An 18,922-nucleotide genomic window follows, 5' to 3' on the forward strand; every position below is an offset into this window, starting at 1 on the left:
TGCGCTTCTTTTTTTACATTATACACATTTTCTTTTTTGAGTCTATAGATTTCATAATTTTTTCATTATTTACAGGGAAAATCGGTTATGATTACTGTGGCATTCACAGCGTCTGAAAGCCAGTGAATGCTTCCCCCTTCGGTGCAGCCTTAAATTCCATCTTCTTTCCTGTTACCGGATGACGAAATGCCAGATGACAGGAACACAATCCCAGTGGCAGGCCGGAAAGATCCTTTGCATTATATTTTCGATCTCCCAGAAGCGGCATTCCCTTATGCGCCATCTGAACTCTGATCTGATGATGGCGTCCTGTATCCAGGGCAATTTTTACCAGAATCCTCTTTCCGGTTTCTGTCCTTTCATCTTTTATTTCTTCCTGCACCCAATAATCAAGAACCGCCTTTTTTGCTCCTGGTGTTTTGGAAGCAACCACAGACGAAGAATTTGTCCTGCTGTCTTTTTTGAGATAATCTTCTAAATGTCCCTGCTTTTCATCCGACATCTGTGCTGTCACCGCCAGATATTCCTTCGTAACAGTTTTTGCAGTAATCTGTCGAGTCAGCCCGGATGCCGCTTTCGGTGTTTTAGCAAACACAAGAACGCCTTCTACCGGCTGATCCAGCCTGTGTACAACACCAAGATACGGCATTTTTCCGGGATTTTTGAGTGCCAGGTAATTTTTCAGGCTGCTCTCCATATCCGCGGCTCCCAGTCTGGCATTCTGCACAGCGATACCTGCGGGTTTATGGCATACTAAAATTTCCCTGTCCTCATAGAGGATACAATCCTGTATATTAAAATTTCGCATAAAAAAATCTCTCCTTTTGAGGAGAGTATAACGTAAAAGAGCACGGAATACAACAACAAAGACGACCATCACTTCTATTTATTCTTCACGAATTATGATAAAAGGATGGTCGTCTTAACACTCTTCACTATTCAATTTTAATAACCTCTTAGTTCTTTCAAACTTATCGTCTTGTCTGCTAATTGAATTCCTGTGATATATCTACATTATATATCTTTCATTCAATTCTCTTTATTCAGTTTTATATTAATCTCATATTCATGTCTTATCGGATGATTAAAATATTTTATTCCCTGCTCATAAACGATACGATGTTTATCATTTCGCTTATTTAGAAAGTTTATAGATTTAAATTATAATTTACGGATTATAATTTAATTTATAGAGAATTCCGGATATCTTTTTCGCTGGACTAGAGCAACTCCAAACTTAACTTATTAAATTTCGAATTGTTTTCCTTAGAAATAAGCTTCCTTCTTATCTCTTCTTAACATCTGTTGTGAGGAGATGTTCTTCTGATGCAAAGTTTCAATCCATATGAGAATTTATCTTATATGCATTTCAAAGTATCTTGCCTGTTTATCTTTGGATTTCTCTGAATCTCTTCTTTCAGACGAAATTCTAAAACAAGGAGTTATACTTTTTCAAAAATGTTTCTTTACACATCTTCGAAATCCTCTGTATCAGGTGCGTGATAGTTATTCAATATAAGTAATCGATTCTATATACCTGTAATACTTACTCTTAAACAATCATTTCTTCTTATGAAGTCCTGTTCACCAGGTTATAACTTTCATTAATCTTCTGTCAGAATATGATTATTTCTAATTCAATGGGCTAATATGTATCAGGTCTTTCTGGCAGGAAACTCGATTCCTATCACTTCTTATATTGATGATCGTTAATAACTACTGTCCCAACGGTATCACCTTAACCTTTCTTTTTGATTTCATTCCTTTCATGTGTGTTCTATATACTATGAATTGAATGAGTATCTTTTGTACTTTGTGTGTTTGTTTTCTTTTGTTTTGATGAGATTATAATAGCACTACAATCCATATTTGTCAACACATTTTTCAATTATTTTGTATTTTATTTTATATATTTCTTATTTACGACTTTATTCTTGTTTTATTTGTGTGTTTTGTTTATTATTTTCTGATAATTTATTTTTTTCATATATTTCCCATATAAGCCAGGAGGGGTGTCACACAAAGTGCGGCACCCCTCCTTAGAATCTGAACTGAAATTCGATTCCTTCAGATTATTCTGTTACTGTGAACAGTTATATTATTTTCTGTTGTAGTTGATCAGACAGCCTTTGAGGATAATCTCACGTTCATCATCTGTCAGTTCTCCAAGAGTCACCTGGAATTCTCTGAGCCCGTCTTCCTTAACTACATATCCAGTGATGCTGTCTGCTTTTTCTGCAACAGCCTTGCGGATCTGTGGGAAGAACAGGAAATCTCCGTTTGCAAATGGAAGCTCTCCCTCTGGGATCAGGAACGGAAGCATACCCCAGTTGATGAGGTTAGAACGATAACGTTTGGTTGCGTACTCATTTGCAATATTTGCCCATCCACCGAGAACCTTCTGGCAGGAAGCAGCCTGCTCACGCGCAGAACCATCGCCAGGTTTTACGGCAAAGATCGTACTTCCGACTCCAACATTTTCTTTGCTGATGTCTGCAAACTGTTTCTTTACAGCTTCCATAACCGGTTTCAGCTCAGGAACTGCATCAACCGGACATTCACCAGCCTCAATTGCCTTCTGTGCCTTCTGAATCTCTTTGGCGCGTCCGACATACTCCGGATCTCTTCTGGAAAGGGTAAACTCTGCCAGTCCAAGAGGATTGGAACGGAAGGAAGAAGTCTCACCTGACGGAATCAGCTCATCTGTTGTTGTAACAGGATCATGGATCTCAGAAACAACCTTAAGCACAAGATTCTCTGCCAGTGCAGGCATCTCCGGCCAGTCTTTGATGTTTGGACCAAACTGGATCTCAACACTCGGATCTGCTACTCCCTTGCTGTCAAAGATACGATTATCATAAATTGTCTTGTCGAAGAAATATTTCTGCTGTCTGTAGGTTCCTGTAAATTCTTCGGCAGAAGTCAGGAAGCCCTTATTGGCAGCTGTTGCCGCAATAGATCTTGCATCCATAAGAGCAACTGAGGAAATCTGTCCGTTCTGAACCTTAGATCCTTCACGATTCGGGAAGTTTCTGGTTGTATGACGGATACTGAATGCATTGTTTGCAGGAGTATCTCCGGCACCAAAACAAGGTCCGCAGAAAGCAGTCTTCACAACGGCACCTGTTTCAAGCAGATCTGCGAGGACACCATTTCTTGCAAGTTCCATATAGATTGGTGTACTTGCAGGATAAACACTGAGTGTAAATGCATCTGCTCCGATGCTTGCTCCACGAAGGATATCTGCTGCTGCACAGATATTCTCAAATCCACCGCCCGCACATCCGGCAATGATTCCCTGTTCCACATAAAGCTTGCCATCTACGACTTTATCCTTAAGTGAATACGGAACTTTGCCATCGAGGCTGATCTGTGCTTTCTTCTCTACATCATCAAGAATGTCATAGAGATTTGCTTTCAGTTCATCAATTGTATAGGTATTGCTTGGATGGAACGGCATTGCGATCATTGGCCTGATCTCACTTAAATCCACCTCTACACAGCCGTCATAGTATGCAACCTTGCCTGGCTTCAGTTCTCTGTAATCTTCTTTTCTGCCATGGATCTCATAGAATTCCTCAATGGTCTCATCTGTCTGCCAGATAGAAGAAAGACAGGTTGTCTCTGTTGTCATAACATCGATACCAATACGGAAATCTGCACTTAAACCGGCAACTCCAGGTCCTACGAATTCCATAACCTTATTCTTTACATAGCCGTTGGCAAATACCTTACCGATAATTGCCAGTGCAACGTCCTGCGGACCTACGCCCGGTCTTGGCTGTCCCTTAAGATAAATAGCAACTACGCCCGGCATATTGATGTCATACGTCTGGGAAAGAAGCTGCTTAACCAGTTCTCCGCCACCTTCACCCATAGCCATGGTACCAAGTGCACCGTAACGGGTATGGCTGTCAGAACCAAGAATCATCTTGCCGCCGCCTGCAAGCATCTCACGTGCGAACTGATGGATAACTGCCTGATGAGGAGGTACATATACTCCGCCATATTTCTTTGCACAGGTAAGTCCGAACATATGATCATCTTCATTGATGGTTCCGCCCACTGCACAGAGAGAGTTGTGACAGTTTGTGAGCACATAAGGAATCGGGAATTTCTCGAGTCCTGAAGCACGGGCTGTCTGAATAATTCCTACAAAAGTAATATCATGGGATGTTAATTTATCAAACTTGATCTGTAATTTCTGCATATTTCCGGAAGTATTGTGTGACTCCAGAATACCATATGCCATAGTGTTCTTTGCTGCGTCTTCTCTGGATACCGGCTGTTCCATCTTGCCTTCTTCAACAATATCATAACCGTTTACAAGGTAAACGCCACCGTCGTATAGCTTCATAATAACTCCTCCATTCATGTAAATTCTGCATTGCATTCTTGCTGTTTTTGCAAAATGTATATTAATTATACTTTATCTCACTAAAATCTGCAATGAGATTTCATAAGATATGTCACAAAAAACATGACTCTGGTGAATTTATAACACTCCTTTACTTTCCCATCAAAATCCGTTATACTTAGAATCACATTTCTGCCGCCTATGGCAGTTCTGACAGGGAGGTTTTTAATTATATGTTTCGTTTATGGGGAAAAATGTGGAAAGACAACCACATGTTAAAAGACATCGTCATTGATGACGACTCTGAAGATACAAGAACACACAAGATTTTTCGGGCACTTCAAGAAATCTGCTATGATTTTGACCTGGAAAATCCAATCTGGCTGGACAGCAATGTTGCTGATTTTAAACGCCATGCCAGAACCAGATTCCGCCAGGACAGTTTTATTGAGCATATTGAATTTGATTATCTGGAGATTCAAGTCATCGAAGAAGATTGACAAAACGGACAGGTTTGCTTCAAGATAAAGTAAGAAACTGCCGCCCGCAGCCCTGCTGCCAATTGACAGCCTGCTGTGAGCGGCAGTGTTTGTTTTTGTTTCCTGCCGGCAGAATCATCCCAAAACTTTCAGACGATCCATTTGCCTAAGACCGGTATTTTCTTTATAAGTATTACTCCAATACAGCTAAGTACAAAAATACATATCATAACCATCGGAATCGCAATAAATGTAATTCCGATCATCATACTGTCCACCCCTGCTCTGTGCAGGATATCGCGGAAAAACGCATGGATCAGATAAATACCAAAGGTATAGCTCCCTAACCGGCAGATCACTTCTTCCTGTTTCTCTGTCCACTGAATTCGGGATACATAATTTTTGAAAAACAGAAATACTGCACTTCCCCAGAAAAATCCGGCCAGCGTGAAGTTTTCATAATATGCCTGTATCTCTCTTCCTTCCCGCGGTGACATGATCTGACAGAGCAGGATTGCTGTTATGATCAGAACGACTCCAAGAATATAAACTGTCTTTTCCATTTTTTTCGGAATCTCATAATGAGAAAGATAATGCCCCAGAACAAAATATCCTGCATAATCCACTATCATTCCAGGCTGAATCGTATACATCAGATCCATAACATACTCTTTCAGCGGAAATGAGAAACAATTCATCGTGTACGGCAGAATCTTGAAGATCAGAAACAGCAGGATCAGATATTCCTCCCATTTCTTCCCGCGTTCACAGTTTACGATCTCCCACAGAAGCGGCGTCACGGCCAGAAGCCCTGCCAGCATCGGAAGATACCATAAATGAAAGTAGGAACTGCTGCAATAAATCAGGACCTTCTTTAAAAACAGGACCGGACCTTCCATATTTCCTGAAACCACAATTCTGTATACTGCATAAAAAAACTGCCAGAAGGCATATGCAGCCGCAATCTGCAGAATGTTCTTTCTCCACAGTTTCTTAAGGGACCAGTTCCGTTTGCTGTCCAGATACAGGGTACCGCTGATCATAACAAACACAGCGACTGCAAACCGGAAGATCCCATGATAGAAATTTGAAACTCTCCACACCCCGGAATCCAGTGCTGTATCCCGGAAATGCTGCGATCCGGCATGAATACCGATCACGCCGATGCAGGCGGCAATGCGAAGAAGTTCTATCCACGTAATTCTCTTTTTATTCATCTTGACTTGTGAATCTGAAGTCTACTGTTTTTCAGACTCTTCTCCCTTTATTTTGTGTGTCTGCAGCTGTTTATCCGTAACTGTTCACAGTAGCGTTTATCCTCTTTACAGCCGCATATTCTCAAGTTTCTCAGCTTCCGTTATGCTTCAAAGTATAACAAACACCTCTCCTTCCTACAAGAACTATTTCCTCTGAGTTTCCTGTCACTCCATGAATTCCCGGATGATCTCTCTCATAATCTCCTCTTCTTCCGGGCTAAGCATCTTGCTGAAATGACTTCCGGTAGCAGCAGTCTGCCGGATACTTGCTGTGATCTTCTCCACCATCTCCTCCTGAAGTGCAGGATCCACTTTTGCCGGCTGCACGACAGGGACAGGTTCTGACTTTCTTGAAGTGACGGTTTCTTCTCTTCGCGTTTTCACAGACAAAATATAATCCGCAAGAGAATTCATCACCAGTTCTTCTCTGTAAGCAAAATCCAGTGCCTGTCTGAGAATCATAAGACCAACCGGGATCACTGTGCCCAGATAGAGATAGCGAAGCGGCAGTCCATCTGTCCAGTCAAGCCTTGTCACAAACCATACCGCCAATACCAGACACCCCGTTGACAAAAGAGACGGAATCCAGACCAGAAGATTCATTCGATTCAGCAGTTTGTCTCTTGTCTTCCAGAGATTCAGCCATTTTTCCTTAAGACTTGTGACCGCATTCGTTCTTCGCAAAATTCTTCTGTAAGTAAGGTGTACTGCCAGCATACCGACTGCACCGGATGCACCGGATGCAGCCATGATACAAAACAGTATCTGCAGGTCCATGATTTTCTCCAGCATAAGCCCCTCCTTGCTTTTACAATCTGTCCGGCTTCACCGCTCCGGCTCTTTCTGCTGTTAATTCACATTCTACACCTCCGGGAATCTGCTGCAAACAAAAATCGTTCATCAAATTCTCCTTTGAAAATACAAAAAACTCCCGTAAACAGCTGAATTCTCTGTTTTTCGTGAGAATTCAGCCACTCAATGGGAGTTTCCGTTATTCTTATATTCATCCGAGATATACGGATTCCAGATCTTTACATTTTTTCCAGTGCTTCAACAACCTCTTCAAACTTCATAAAGTGAGATGCTTTTACGAGAATCGTATCTCCCTTCTGAACCAGATCTTTCAGATGTTCAAGGAGTGCTTCCCTGCTCTCTTCATAAATAACCTCAAAATCCGGATCAGCCTTTCGTGCCGCTTCTGCCATATGTGCCGAAAGTTCACCGACACAGATGCAGGCATCTATTCCACACTGTGCAGCATGAGCTCCAACCTCCTCATGAAGAGCAATCTCATTTTCTCCAAGCTCACCCATATCTCCAAGAATTGCCACTCTGCGGCCTTCTCCATCATGAAGAACATCCAGCGAAGCCTTCATTGACATTGGATTTGCATTATAGCAGTCATCTACCACAAGGAATTTATCTGTCTCTATCATTTTGAAACGGCCACGGATCGTCTCAAGGCTTTCGATGCCCTTTTTGATTTCTTCCGTGGTAAGACCATAGATGCGTCCGACAGCAGCGGCAGCCAGTGCATTATAGACCATATGAATTCCCGGTGTCGGAACAAGAACATCAAAAACAGCTTCCCCGAGATGGATACGGCACGCTACACCTTTGAGTCCCTTACTTTCAATATGGTCTGCGTAAACATCACGATTTTCATCCAGTCCAAAGAATACCGGTTTAATGCCATTGTATTCGCTTACTGAGGCAAGCTTGTCATCATCACCGTTCAGGACAATATGTCCTTCCGGATTCATACATTTAAAGATTTCAGTCTTTGCTTTAAGCACACCGTCACGGTCTCCAAGATTTTCCAGATGACAGGTTCCGATGTTTGTGATCACACAGGTATCTGGCCTTGCAATCTTTGTCAGCCGGCTCATCTCTCCAAAATCACTGATTCCCATTTCCAGAACAGCAATCTGATCTTCCTCTCTCAGGCGAAAAACTGTGAGTGGAAGTCCCAGTTCGTTGTTAAAATTTCCCTGTGTCTTAAGAGTGCGGTATTTCTCCTTCAGAACAGACGCGATCACCTCTTTGGTACTGGTCTTTCCCACGCTTCCTGTAATCCCTACAACCGGTATCTGAAGCTGTTTCAGATAAAATTCTGCGATATCCTTCACAGCCTGAAGGGAAGAATTTATCTGAATATACGGAAAATCAGCATTCTTAAGTTCTCGTTCCGACAGTGTTACAAGTGCCCCTTTGCTCATGACATCCTCAATAAAATGATGCGCATCCACACGTTCTCCTACGATTGGAACAAACAGACTGTCTTTTTCGATCTTACGGCTGTCTGTGGTAATGGATGAAACCTCTCTGTCCATTATGTTTTCCGGACCATGGTAGATGCCGGAGCAGACCTCTGTAAGATTTTTTATAGTAAGATTTTTCATATCGATTTCCTCTCCATATCCATATATCACCTTGCGTTCATGGCATTCCGGTGATGATATTTCCTTATTCGTATTTTTTCTGTGATACACGAATCAATTCTTCGCACAGAGTAGGATAATCCATTCCAAGAACGGCAGCCTCCTGTGGTATCAGACTGGTAGGAGTCATTCCCGGAAGTGTATTTGCCTCCAGGCAGTATATCTTCTCATCTTCTGTCACGATGAAATCAAGTCTTGCATAGCTTTCCATCTCCAGTGCATGATAACCGTCAACGGCCGCTTCCTGAAGACGTTTTGTCAGTTCTTCAGAAATCGGTGCCGGGCAGGTCTCCTGTACTGCACCTGGTTTGTATTTATTTTCATAATCATAGAATCCCTCTTTCGGGACGATCTGAACAACCGGATAAGCCGTTCCGTCAACCACTGCAACTGTATACTCCACGCCCTTGATAAACTCTTCTACAACTACTTCATTCTCATATTCAAATGCCTCATCCAGTGCTTTTTGGTAAGCTTCCTGATCATCTACAATATAAACACCAATACTGGAACCACCACAGCATGTCTTAACTACTACAGGAAACTCCATACCAAGTGCTGCAAGAGAATCCTGGCGGTCTTTTTTCTTCATGGATTTACCGCCTGGTGTGCTCACGCCTCTCATCTGGAACATAGCCTTAGTCACACCTTTATCCATCGCCATTGCACTGCTTAAATATCCTGTTCCGGTATAAGGGATTCCCATCAGATCAAAGGCTGCCTGTAATTTACCGTCTTCTCCGTTCGCACCGTGAAGTCCAAGGAAAACAAAATCTGCTTTTTTGCAGAGTTCAATGACATTTGGTCCAAAGAAATCTCTGCGGGTTTTCTTTAACTCTTTCATCTGGGAATTAAAGCTCTTGATATACTCTGCCGCCTTTTCGACATCATATTCTGCCGGAAAAGGATTTGCCCAGTCTACCGATTCAAGGCCACAGAATACATCCACCAGAATCGCCTGATGACCTTTCTGTCTGAGTGCCTGACAGATTCCTGTTCCTGATACAATAGAGACATCTCTTTCTGTACTGGTTCCACCTGCTAATACAACAATTTTCATATTCTTCCATCTCCTTAAAGAATGCAAAAACTGCTGCAAAAATTCACCTCCGAATCTCTGCAGCATTTTTACTTGTAGTTATTCATTCAGAATTTATAAACAACCACCGGCATGCCGGTTTCTACATTCTGATACAGTTCCTGTGCAGCCTCTTCCGGCAGTACAATACAGCCTTCTGTGCCGGTCCAGTCTGTCATATCTGAGCTGAAATCCACATAATCCGTACTGCCAAAGCTGTCCTCCTCTGTGTCTGTTATCGCACTGAGATTTAATCCCGGATCACCATAAATACCAAGATCATCCGTAAAAGACAGCCAGCAGTCTGCGGTCATATTTCCTACAGATACACCTGTCTTCTTTTCTTCGATCGAGTACACACCATCCGGTGTACTGCTGCTGATCGCAATCCCGGTATCCACAACAGGCGTTCCGCTCTTATAAAGGACAAGTCTGCGATCTGTCAGACTGACTTCCACGTAAGAATATCCGATATCATTCATATCACGGCTTGCCGCCTTCTGTGCATATACAGGTTCTCTCACCTGAGTTTTCTTATCAAGGATTGCCTGATATAAAGCGTCGGTCTCCTTTGGCTGGTCGATCAGCCATCCATAAGTGCCTCCGGATACAGTGATATCCCTGTTATCATACGTCGAGAAAGTACGATCTGTACCAACCGTATCATACTTCGATGCAAGCTGCCCTACATAGGACGCAATCGCATCTTTATCCAGGATCAGACTGCCATCCTCATCTCTGCCAAGCCATTCTTTGATCAGAGTCCTGTCAACCGTTTCCTTTCGGTCACTGAAATCATACGTGATCACAACATCCGTAAGTTCATTCATCTGCTCACAGTCACTTTTCAGCTCATCACTATATATTAACGGATTTACATAGCATTCGTCAACTTCAAGATTTACTACTGTTCTGCCCGTTGTAACTGCATTAGAAATATCCTTCTGCAGTTTCTCTCTGTCAACCTTTGTGCCTTCTACTTCCGGTACAATTTCGAACCCGTCCTCATTTTCCTTTATGTACGCATCTGAAGGTTCCTGATTGTCCTTCAGGCAGTTCAGACCATCTATGGCCTTCTGAAAAAGCTTTTCATTATAGCTGACTGATGCTGAAACCTCCCAGGATTTATGCTGACTGAATGCAAGAAACCACTGAAAACGTTTCTGCTTATGCAGCATCCTGTTCACACTGCCATCTGAAGTATATTTCAGATCGATCTGATCTGCTGAAATGCTCTCCTGACCATTTCCTCTGGTCTGAACAGCAAGAACGTATACGCTGGTCTTTTCTGCCAGAAGTTTTTCTGTCTCTTCCTGTGTCATGTAGGAACAGTTAAAACCATTTACCTGTGTTCCCGGCAGGAAATGCTTTGTAAAATAATATACTCCAAAAAAGTAGGCACCGATGGTCAGTAAAAACAGTACAACAATGAAGCCTACCAGTATCTTTCTTCCCTTGCTCATTTTTCTGTTTTCTTCTGCCATGATGCCTCCTGAAATAGCTGCTGTTCACTCCGTTCACAGCAGCCTGGTCAAAAAATGTCTTATTCAGCAAGAAGCTTCTCTACACTTGCAAGCTTAACGCAGACAACAAATACCTGTGCTGCTTTTTCAAGCTCTTCAAGTGGCGGGAAAGATGGTGCAATACGGATATTGCTGTCTTTTGGATCTTTACCATATGGATAAGTTGCTCCCGCACCTGTCATAACAACGCCTGCTTCTTTTGCCTTGGCAACGATTGCTTTTGCACATCCGTCCATAGACTCAAAGGAAATAAAGTAGCCACCCTTCGGTGTGGTCCAGCTGCCAATTCCAAGTCCGCCGAGTTCTTTTTCCAGAGTTGCCTCTACCATTTCGAATTTCGGACGGAGAATTGCTGCATGTTTGCTCATATGTGCATGAACACCATCCAGATTCTTGAAGAATCTTACATGACGAAGCTGATTCAGTTTATCATGTCCGATAGTCTGGACAGTCATATATTTACGGAAATCATCCAGATTAGCCTTGGATGCAGCTACTGCTGCGATACCGGAACCCGGGAAGCTGATCTTGGATGTAGAAGTAAACTTATAAACAATATCAGGATTTCCTGCTTTTGCGCACTCTTCGAGAATTTCAAGAAGGAAATCCTGCTCCTTCTCATCGTCATAGAGATGATGTACACTGTAAGCATTATCCCAGTAGATACGGAAATCCGGTGCAGCCGGCTTCAGACGGGCAAAACGTTTAACTGTTTCCTCTGAGTAAGTATATCCCTGTGGATTGGAATATTTCGGAACACACCAGATACCCTTGATTGCCGGATCTTCACTTACCAGTTTCTCAACCATATCCATATCCGGTCCCTGCGGAGTCATCGGAACATTGATCATCTCAATTCCAAAGAACTCTGTAACCTTAAAATGGCGGTCATATCCCGGAACAGGGCAGAGGAATTTTACCTTATCCAGCTTGCACCATGGTGTATTTCCCATAACACCATGTGTCATAGAACGTGCCACAGTATCAAACATAACGTTCAGACTGGAAGTACCATAAATGATGATGTTTTCCGGTGATACCTCAGAAATCTCTCCAAGAAGACGCTTTGCCTCCGGAATACCATCCATAACTCCATAGTTACGACAATCTACCCCTGTTTCACATTTCAGATCTGTGCTGCTTGACAGAACATCCATCATTTCCATAGAAAGATCCAGCTGATCTGCTGCCGGTTTACCACGTGACATATCCAGGGCAAGTCCCTGTGCTTTGATATCTGCATACTGCTTATCCAGTTCTTTCTTCAGATCCAGCAGCTGTTCTCTGCTCATTTCGCTGTACTTCTGCATAATTGTCCTCCTCGTGCCGATCCCCAGAATCCTGTACCGGCATAAATATAAATTCCCTCTTCTTTAGCGCCAGCTTTTAAGCTGATTTACTATCTCGTCTATTTTAGTATGCTAAATTCCTGCTTGTCAAGTCCCACAGCCTCTGTATTTATAAAAAATTTTCTCAAATCAGAGTGATAAAGTGTAAATTCTGCATAAACTACACGACATATACACAAAACGCGACAGTTTTGCTTGCAGAATCCTGCGGTTTCACCTATACTGAATAGACAGGATCCTTCAAAAGATTCCTATAAAATGCATACAAAGAAAGGGTAACTGTTCAACACCCTTACAGTTACAGGAAAGGTTATAATATATGTGGATTGCAAATGACTGGAAAGAATACGAAGTAATTGATGCTTCCTGTGGTGAAAAGCTGGAGCGCTGGGGCAAATACACCCTGGTCCGTCCGGATCCGCAGGTTATCTGGGATACCCCAAAGGTAAGCAAGGGCTGGAAAAACATGAACGCACATTATCACCGCAGCAAAAAGGGCGGCGGCGAATGGGAGTTTTTTGATCTTCCTCAGCAGTGGGATCTCCATTATAAACATCTCACTTTCCACCTGAAACCATTCAGTTTCAAGCATACCGGACTGTTTCCGGAGCAGGCAGTCAACTGGGACTGGTTTGGTGACAAGATCCGCAATGCAGGACGTCCGATCAAAGTATTGAATCTTTTTGCCTACACAGGAGGTGCAACTCTTGCAGCGGCTGCTGCCGGCGCACAGGTTACCCATGTAGACGCTTCCAAGGGAATGGTAAACTGGGCAAAAGAAAATGCCGCCGCATCCGGTCTCTCAGAGGCACCGATCCGCTGGCTGGTCGATGACTGTGTAAAATTCGTTGAGCGTGAGATCCGCCGTGGTAATCATTACGATGCCATTATTATGGACCCTCCGTCCTACGGACGTGGACCCAAAGGTGAAATCTGGAAGATCGAGGATGCGATCCATCCTCTTGTGAAACTGTGTGTGAAGCTTTTGAGTCAGGATCCGCTGTTTTTCCTGATCAACTCCTACACTACAGGACTTGCACCGGCTGTTCTGACTTATATGTTGTCAACAGAACTGAAATCCTTCAACGGACATGTGGATTCTCAGGAAATCGGTCTCCCGGTAACAGCCAGCGGACTTGTTCTTCCATGTGGTGCTTCCGGCCGGTGGGAATCAAAATAAATTTCTTGAATCTCCTGAAACACAGATATATAATACAGTTATCAAAATGTTTCAGGAGAGGTGAATATCATGAAGGAAGAAAAACCTAAAGAAACTCTTCCCTACACCTGTACTCCGGCTTATGACCGCAGCAGCTGTGGGAACTGTATCTGTGCAACCTGTTATGAGCAGGAATTCTGCGATCGCTGCAGCTCCTGCAAGGAACTTTCTCACAAAAAAGACGCCTGTGGACGCTACGAGGGCGCATATTGCTATTAAAAAACAGGAGATGCTGACAGTAACCTGCCCGCATCTCCTGCTTTTTATTCGTTAGATTTTCGTTCTTTTGGAAATGTCATAGTAATTTCCGTACCTTTGCCTTCTTCACTGAACATCTTAAGTGTACCACCAAGGAAGGTAACTCCATGCTTCACGATCGACAGTCCCAGTCCTGTACCACCGATTGCCTTAGAATGGCTTTTATCTACACGATAAAACCTTTCAAATACTCTACTGCAGTCTTCTCTGGGAATTCCTATCCCATTGTCCTTAACTCTAATCTCCACGCTGTCTTTCAGTTCCTGAAGATGAATACTTACTGTACCATCTTCCCGGTTATATTTGATTCCATTATCGCACAGGTTATAAATGACCTCTTCCAGAATAGGTCTTACTGTACAAAAGTTCAGTTTCTCGCCGTCAATAAAAAGATGCACGTTTTTCTTTGCCGCAATGTCTCTTAGATTTCCGCATACATTTTTTACAACTGCATAGGCATCCACTTTTTCCCATTCATACGGATTTTCGCCCTCATCCAGCTGAGAGATCTTGATCGTATCCTCAACAAGCTGGATCAGTCTCTGTGCCTCCCGGTAAATCCTTCCGGCAAACTTCTGTACATCTTCTCCCTGTACTATGCCATCCTGTATGATCTCTGCAAAACCAGAAATAGAAGTCAGAGGTGTTTTCAGTTCATGTGACACATTAGCCGAAAACTCTCTTCTGAGATTTTCTCTTTCAACCTTCTCAGTCTCATTAACCAGAAGCAGGACTGCACCTACCACTCTGTCATCTCGGGAAACCGGATTTGCGATGAGCTGAACATATTCTCCATCAAGCTGCAGCATGGCACTGCCATGCTGTCCTTTGAGAACATCTTCGATTACTTTACGAAAATCTTCATTTCGGTCAAGGGAATATACACTGTCACCTATCTTCGGCTCTCGTAACTGGAACATTCTCCACACACTGGAATTTCCGGAGAGGATCATTGTATATGCATCAATGACCAGAAGCCCCTCCTGCATATTCTCGGTAATGATCTGGAATTCTTCCTGATTACGTCTCGCTGTTTCCAGCTGCATCTGTATCTGATAATTCTGTTTATGGATTCGGCTGAGAAGAGGTCCCACCTCCTCATAAATCTGATTATCTTCCGGATGGTCAAGATCCAGTGTATTGATCGGTTTAACAATTTTGGCCGATATACGTGCCGCTGCAATTCCTGCAAAAATCAGCATCACAATTGCAACACCTATCACGGAAGGAAGAAGCTGAAGCATAAGTGTCAATATGGAAGAATGCACTGCAGCTACTCTGAGAACTGTTCCATCTGTAAGCTTCCGTGCATAATAAACGGTTTTTTCAGACAGTGTACTGGACATTCGTTCCGCGTATCCCTGTCCTTTTTGCACTGCCTCTTCAAACTCTTTACGGTCACTGTGGTTTTCCATAGAAGATATGTCCGCCTGGCTGTCATAAAGCACGTTCCCCGACGCATCAATGTAGGTAATACGGGCATCCTTCTGCTTCAGATGCTCCAGATAATTTACTCCGCTTTGTTCTACTCCATACGCCAGATAGGAAGCCTCTTTTTCCAGCTCCCCATCTAATTGTTTCCCAAAATACCGATACAGAATTCCCATTACCAGGGCACTTCCCAGCATCAGGATCATTGCCGAAACCAGCACAGTCGATTTAAATATCTTCTTTGTCAAGCTTGACTGCCTCCCATTTGATGTTCGTTGTTTCTGTGGACACCGGTGAGTGCATACTCAACCCACTCCGCAATATTTACTGCATGATCTCCGATCCGCTCCATGTATTTTGCCGTCATAAGAAGATCAAGTCCTGCCTTTGCATCCAGGTTCTGATACATCAGCTTCGCCAGTTCTTCTTTGACCTGATTAAATGCATCATCTACCTGATCATCATCGTCAATAACCTTACGGCAAAGCTTCAGATCTTTCTTTACGAACGCGTCAATACTCTCTGTCACCATGCGAACTGTCATCTCTGCCATGCTTCCGATCAGTTCCGGAACCTCTACATGATTGGCCTCAATAAACTTGGAGAGATCAGCGATATCTGCAGCCTGGTCTCCTATACGTTCCATATCAGAAATCATTTTCAGTGCTGCTGAAACCTCCCGCAGATCCTTCGCTACAGGCTGCTGATGAAGCAAAATACGCATGCAGTGATTCTCTATTTCACGCTCTTTCGTATCAATCTCTCTGTCTGTGTCAAAAATTTCCCGGACACAGTCATCTCCCCGGATTGCCCTGTTGGAAAGTGAGATCACCTTCTCACAGAGGCTTCCCATTGTGATTATCTGTACATGAAGTTCCTCAAGCTGCCTTTCGAAATGTGTCGCCATGATCAACCAAACCTCCCTGTAATGTAGTCCTCAGTTCTTTTGTCCTTAGGCATGGAAAACAAGGTATCTGTATCGTTAAATTCTACCACTTCTCCCAGGAGAAAAAAAGCTGTTTTATCAGAAATTCGTGTCGCCTGCTGCATATTATGTGTAACAATGACAATTGTATAGTCACCCTTAAGTTCCATTGCAAGTTCCTCGATTTTGGAGGTGGAAATCGGGTCAAGAGCGGAGGTCGGCTCATCCATCAGAAGAACTTCTGGCTGTACTGCCAGTGCTCTCGCGATACAAAGTCTCTGCTGCTGTCCACCAGACATTCCGAGAGCACTTTTTTTCAGACGATCCTTTACTTCATCCCAGATTGCTGCATCACGAAGAGATTTTTCTACAATCTCATCCAGTTTTGCTTTGGAATGAATGCCATGTGTTCTTGGACCATATGCGATATTATCATAGATGCTCATTGGAAACGGATTCGGTTTCTGGAATACCATTCCGACTCTTTTGCGAAGGCCATTGACATCCATATCGCCATAGATATCCTCGCCGTCAAGTTCTACTCTACCGGTGATCCTGCAGCCCTCTACCAGGTCATTCATTCGATTCAGGGACTTCAGAAGGGTGGATTTACCACATCCACTTGGTCCGATAAAAGCGGTAATTTCTTTTTCCGGAATATGCATATTGATATCCTTCAGTGCATGAAAATTTCCGTAAAAAAGGTTCATATCCTCTATAGAAAGTTTAATATTATCGTTCATTTCGTGTTATCCTTTCGCGATACGTTTTGCCACCATACCGGACAAACCGTTAATGATTAATACAAATAAGAGAATGATAACTGCTGTCGCAGATGCCTGATTCATATGGAGACCTTCACTGGAAAGTACATACATATGAAGAGCCAGTGTACGTCCGGATCCCATCAGATTTGGAACCTGCGCAACGGTTCCGGAAGTATAAAGAAGTGCTGCTGTCTCACCAATGATACGTCCGATCGCAAGGATGATTCCTGCAAGGATTCCCGGTACTGCTGAAGGAAGCACAATCGTAAAAATCGTACGAAGCTTGCCTGCTCCCAGTCCGAAGCTTGCCTCTCTGTAAGAATCCGGAACTGCCTTTAATGCCTCCTCAGAGGTTCTCATAATAAGCGGAAGTACCATGATAACAAGGGTACATGCACCTGCCAGAAGAGACATTCCCCAATGAAGTGCTGTTACGAAAAACAGCATACCAAACAGACCAAATACGATAGACGGAATACCGGAAAGTGTCTCCGCTGTGATACGGATGATCTGTACCAGTTTGTTGCCTTTTTTTGCATATTCTACCAGATAAATTGCTGCAAAAATTCCAAGTGGTGCTGCGATCACAAGTGACAATCCGGTCATGATAAAGGTGTTGATAAGAGAAGGCATCAAAGAGACATTCTCTGAGGTATATTCCAAACTGAAAAGACTTGGAGTCAGATATGGGATACCTTTGACAAGGATATATGCTACCAGGAAGATCAGCACAGAAAAAGTAATTACTGCTGCTCCTATCGTAAGAAGTGCAAGCACTCCTGAACCTGGATGGCTCAGATAGGAACGGATGCGGTCCGATACTGATGTCTGATTTCTCTTTTCCATATTTTCCGTTTCCGGATCTATTGCTGCTGCATTAGTTTGCATGTTCTGACCTCCTGTTCAGTAAAGAAAGACTCAGGTTGATGATCAGGATAAACACGAAAAGTACTACTCCTGTTGCGATCAGTGCTTCTCTGTGAAGCCCTGTAGCATAACCCATTTCTGTTACGATGTTTGCAGTCATGGTACGAAGACCTTTGAGCAGTCCTACCGGCATTCTTGCCTGGTTTCCTGCTACCATAATAACTGCCATTGTCTCACCTATTGCACGTCCGATACCAAGAACAACTGCTGCAAGGATACCGGATTTCGCTGCCGGAAGCATAACCATAAAAATGCTTCTTTCTTTTGTTGCTCCCAGTGCCAGAGAACCTTCATAATAGCTTTCCGGAACACTTCTAAGTGCGGATTCTGTAGGTCCGATAATCGTCGGCAGAATCATGATCGCCAGCAGAAGTGAAGCAGCCAGCCAGCTCGTTCCGGTGCCGCCAAAAGTACTTCTGATCAGTGGTACCATAAGGACCAGACCAAAAAATCCATATACGATAGACGGTACACCAGCCATCAGTTCAATTCCTGATTTCAGCGGACGATAGATTTTCTGCGGACAGTAGCGTGCCATAAATACTGATGTGAACAGTGCAATTGGAACACCAATCAGGATTGCTCCACCTGTCACATAGATACTTGCAATGATCATTGGAAAAATTCCAAACTTGTCATTGGATGGTTTCCATACGGTTCCAAGAAGAAACTTAAGCGGCCCTATCTTTGCGATGGCCGGAAGTCCGTTCGCAAACAGGAACAGACAGATCAGAAATACTGCCAGAACAGAAGCACAGGCAGCCACCATAAATACAATTTTCATGGCCTGTTCTTTGAATTTATTCATACAGGACTCTTCCTCTCTCCAACTTAGCGGATGCGCTGCTGGCGCTTCCTTTATATGCAATCAATGTACTCAGACATACAGGAAGCCCGGAACAAACCGGGCAC

16 protein-coding genes are annotated in these 18,922 nt (G+C 43.3%); 3 read left to right on the forward strand and 13 right to left on the reverse strand.

Annotated elements, in window-relative coordinates; translation table 11 throughout:
- Positions 1 to 103 precede the first annotated feature (103 nt).
- Positions 104 to 808 carry an RluA family pseudouridine synthase gene (locus tag LIR34_RS10685; RefSeq protein WP_173903102.1) on the reverse strand — a complete coding sequence of 235 codons (705 nt, stop codon included), beginning with the start codon at positions 806 to 808 and terminating at the stop codon, positions 104 to 106.
- Between the two features lie 1,290 nt (positions 809 to 2,098).
- Complete coding sequence (locus LIR34_RS10690; protein WP_173903103.1) at positions 2,099 to 4,357, reverse strand: hydratase; 2,259 nt, start codon at positions 4,355 to 4,357, stop codon at positions 2,099 to 2,101.
- Positions 4,358 to 4,590: 233 nt separating this feature from the next.
- Here LIR34_RS10690 and LIR34_RS10695 point away from each other — a divergent pair, with 233 nt between their 5' ends.
- Entirely contained in the window at positions 4,591 to 4,857 is a 267-nt protein-coding gene (locus tag LIR34_RS10695) for a hypothetical protein (RefSeq protein WP_161285540.1), read from the forward strand.
- A gap of 128 nt (positions 4,858 to 4,985) precedes the next feature.
- Here the strand turns inward: LIR34_RS10695 and LIR34_RS10700 are convergent, their stop codons facing one another.
- The 6 genes from LIR34_RS10700 to LIR34_RS10725 form a co-directional block, all read right to left on the reverse strand.
- Positions 4,986 to 6,053 (reverse strand): acyltransferase, encoded by a 1,068-nt coding sequence (locus tag LIR34_RS10700; protein ID WP_173903104.1) that lies wholly within the window; start codon positions 6,051 to 6,053, stop codon positions 4,986 to 4,988.
- Between the two features lie 204 nt (positions 6,054 to 6,257).
- Positions 6,258 to 6,884: a hypothetical protein gene (locus tag LIR34_RS10705; RefSeq protein ID WP_161285542.1), complete on the reverse strand. Its 627-nt coding sequence runs from the start codon at positions 6,882 to 6,884 to the stop codon at positions 6,258 to 6,260.
- 239 nt (positions 6,885 to 7,123) lie between these two features.
- Positions 7,124 to 8,494, reverse strand: a complete 1,371-nt coding sequence (locus LIR34_RS10710) for a UDP-N-acetylmuramoyl-tripeptide--D-alanyl-D-alanine ligase (RefSeq protein WP_173903105.1) — start codon at positions 8,492 to 8,494, stop codon at positions 7,124 to 7,126.
- A gap of 64 nt (positions 8,495 to 8,558) precedes the next feature.
- Positions 8,559 to 9,593 (reverse strand): D-alanine--D-alanine ligase family protein, encoded by a 1,035-nt coding sequence (locus LIR34_RS10715; RefSeq protein WP_173903106.1) that lies wholly within the window; start codon positions 9,591 to 9,593, stop codon positions 8,559 to 8,561.
- A gap of 86 nt (positions 9,594 to 9,679) precedes the next feature.
- The gene (locus LIR34_RS10720) at positions 9,680 to 11,095 is read right to left on the reverse strand and encodes a L,D-transpeptidase family protein (protein ID WP_173903107.1); all 1,416 of its coding nucleotides are present in this window, start codon (positions 11,093 to 11,095) and stop codon (positions 9,680 to 9,682) included.
- A 59-nt stretch (positions 11,096 to 11,154) separates the two neighbouring features.
- Positions 11,155 to 12,444, reverse strand: a complete 1,290-nt coding sequence (locus LIR34_RS10725; protein ID WP_173903108.1) for an aminotransferase — start codon at positions 12,442 to 12,444, stop codon at positions 11,155 to 11,157.
- A 358-nt stretch (positions 12,445 to 12,802) separates the two neighbouring features.
- Between LIR34_RS10725 and LIR34_RS10730 the strand changes: the two genes are divergently transcribed.
- Together LIR34_RS10730 and LIR34_RS10735 are read left to right on the forward strand one after the other, a co-directional pair.
- The gene (locus LIR34_RS10730) at positions 12,803 to 13,663 is read left to right on the forward strand and encodes a class I SAM-dependent methyltransferase (protein ID WP_161285547.1); all 861 of its coding nucleotides are present in this window, start codon (positions 12,803 to 12,805) and stop codon (positions 13,661 to 13,663) included.
- 69 nt (positions 13,664 to 13,732) lie between these two features.
- Positions 13,733 to 13,921, forward strand: a complete 189-nt coding sequence (locus LIR34_RS10735) for a hypothetical protein (protein ID WP_161285548.1) — start codon at positions 13,733 to 13,735, stop codon at positions 13,919 to 13,921.
- A gap of 44 nt (positions 13,922 to 13,965) precedes the next feature.
- Here the strand turns inward: LIR34_RS10735 and LIR34_RS10740 are convergent, their stop codons facing one another.
- The 5 genes from LIR34_RS10740 to pstC are packed head-to-tail and all read right to left on the reverse strand — an operon-like array spanning position 13,966 to position 18,818.
- Positions 13,966 to 15,639: a sensor histidine kinase gene (locus tag LIR34_RS10740; protein ID WP_161285549.1), complete on the reverse strand. Its 1,674-nt coding sequence runs from the start codon at positions 15,637 to 15,639 to the stop codon at positions 13,966 to 13,968.
- On the reverse strand, positions 15,636 to 16,298 hold the full coding sequence (gene phoU / locus LIR34_RS10745) for a phosphate signaling complex protein PhoU (RefSeq protein ID WP_173903109.1): 663 nt from the start codon (positions 16,296 to 16,298) through the stop codon (positions 15,636 to 15,638). Before phoU ends, LIR34_RS10740 begins: the two co-directional genes overlap by 4 nt.
- A gap of 2 nt (positions 16,299 to 16,300) precedes the next feature.
- A complete protein-coding gene (gene pstB, locus LIR34_RS10750; RefSeq protein ID WP_161285551.1) occupies positions 16,301 to 17,059 on the reverse strand; it encodes a phosphate ABC transporter ATP-binding protein PstB in 759 nt (252 codons plus the stop codon).
- A 6-nt stretch (positions 17,060 to 17,065) separates the two neighbouring features.
- Positions 17,066 to 17,929, reverse strand: a complete 864-nt coding sequence (gene pstA / locus LIR34_RS10755) for a phosphate ABC transporter permease PstA (RefSeq protein ID WP_373090335.1) — start codon at positions 17,927 to 17,929, stop codon at positions 17,066 to 17,068.
- Between the two features lie 31 nt (positions 17,930 to 17,960).
- A complete protein-coding gene (gene pstC, locus LIR34_RS10760) occupies positions 17,961 to 18,818 on the reverse strand; it encodes a phosphate ABC transporter permease subunit PstC (RefSeq protein WP_161285553.1) in 858 nt (285 codons plus the stop codon).
- Positions 18,819 to 18,922 lie beyond the last annotated feature (104 nt).

Source organism: Blautia sp. MSK17_66 (genome assembly GCF_020538025.1).
In the GTDB taxonomy this organism is placed as follows: Bacteria; Bacillota; Clostridia; order Lachnospirales; family Lachnospiraceae; genus Blautia_A.

Bases quoted from the DNA above. Each gene is read 5' to 3' on its own strand.
- LIR34_RS10700 (WP_173903104.1), bottom strand. From the start codon at position 6,053: ATGAATAAAAAGAGAATTACGTGGATAGAACTTCTTCGCATTGCCGCC.
- pstC (WP_161285553.1), bottom strand. From the start codon at position 18,818: ATGAATAAATTCAAAGAACAGGCCATGAAAATTGTATTTATGGTGGCT.
- pstB (WP_161285551.1), bottom strand. From the start codon at position 17,059: ATGAACGATAATATTAAACTTTCTATAGAGGATATGAACCTTTTTTAC.
- LIR34_RS10710 (WP_173903105.1), bottom strand. From the start codon at position 8,494: ATGAAAAATCTTACTATAAAAAATCTTACAGAGGTCTGCTCCGGCATC.
- LIR34_RS10735 (WP_161285548.1), top strand. From the start codon at position 13,733: ATGAAGGAAGAAAAACCTAAAGAAACTCTTCCCTACACCTGTACTCCG.
- LIR34_RS10720 (WP_173903107.1), bottom strand. From the start codon at position 11,095: ATGGCAGAAGAAAACAGAAAAATGAGCAAGGGAAGAAAGATACTGGTA.
- phoU (WP_173903109.1), bottom strand. From the start codon at position 16,298: ATGGCGACACATTTCGAAAGGCAGCTTGAGGAACTTCATGTACAGATA.
- pstA (WP_373090335.1), bottom strand. From the start codon at position 17,929: ATGGAAAAGAGAAATCAGACATCAGTATCGGACCGCATCCGTTCCTAT.
- LIR34_RS10695 (WP_161285540.1), top strand. From the start codon at position 4,591: ATGTTTCGTTTATGGGGAAAAATGTGGAAAGACAACCACATGTTAAAA.
- LIR34_RS10690 (WP_173903103.1), bottom strand. From the start codon at position 4,357: ATGAAGCTATACGACGGTGGCGTTTACCTTGTAAACGGTTATGATATT.
- LIR34_RS10725 (WP_173903108.1), bottom strand. From the start codon at position 12,444: ATGCAGAAGTACAGCGAAATGAGCAGAGAACAGCTGCTGGATCTGAAG.
- LIR34_RS10705 (WP_161285542.1), bottom strand. From the start codon at position 6,884: ATGCTGGAGAAAATCATGGACCTGCAGATACTGTTTTGTATCATGGCT.
- LIR34_RS10715 (WP_173903106.1), bottom strand. From the start codon at position 9,593: ATGAAAATTGTTGTATTAGCAGGTGGAACCAGTACAGAAAGAGATGTC.
- LIR34_RS10730 (WP_161285547.1), top strand. From the start codon at position 12,803: ATGTGGATTGCAAATGACTGGAAAGAATACGAAGTAATTGATGCTTCC.
- LIR34_RS10685 (WP_173903102.1), bottom strand. From the start codon at position 808: ATGCGAAATTTTAATATACAGGATTGTATCCTCTATGAGGACAGGGAA.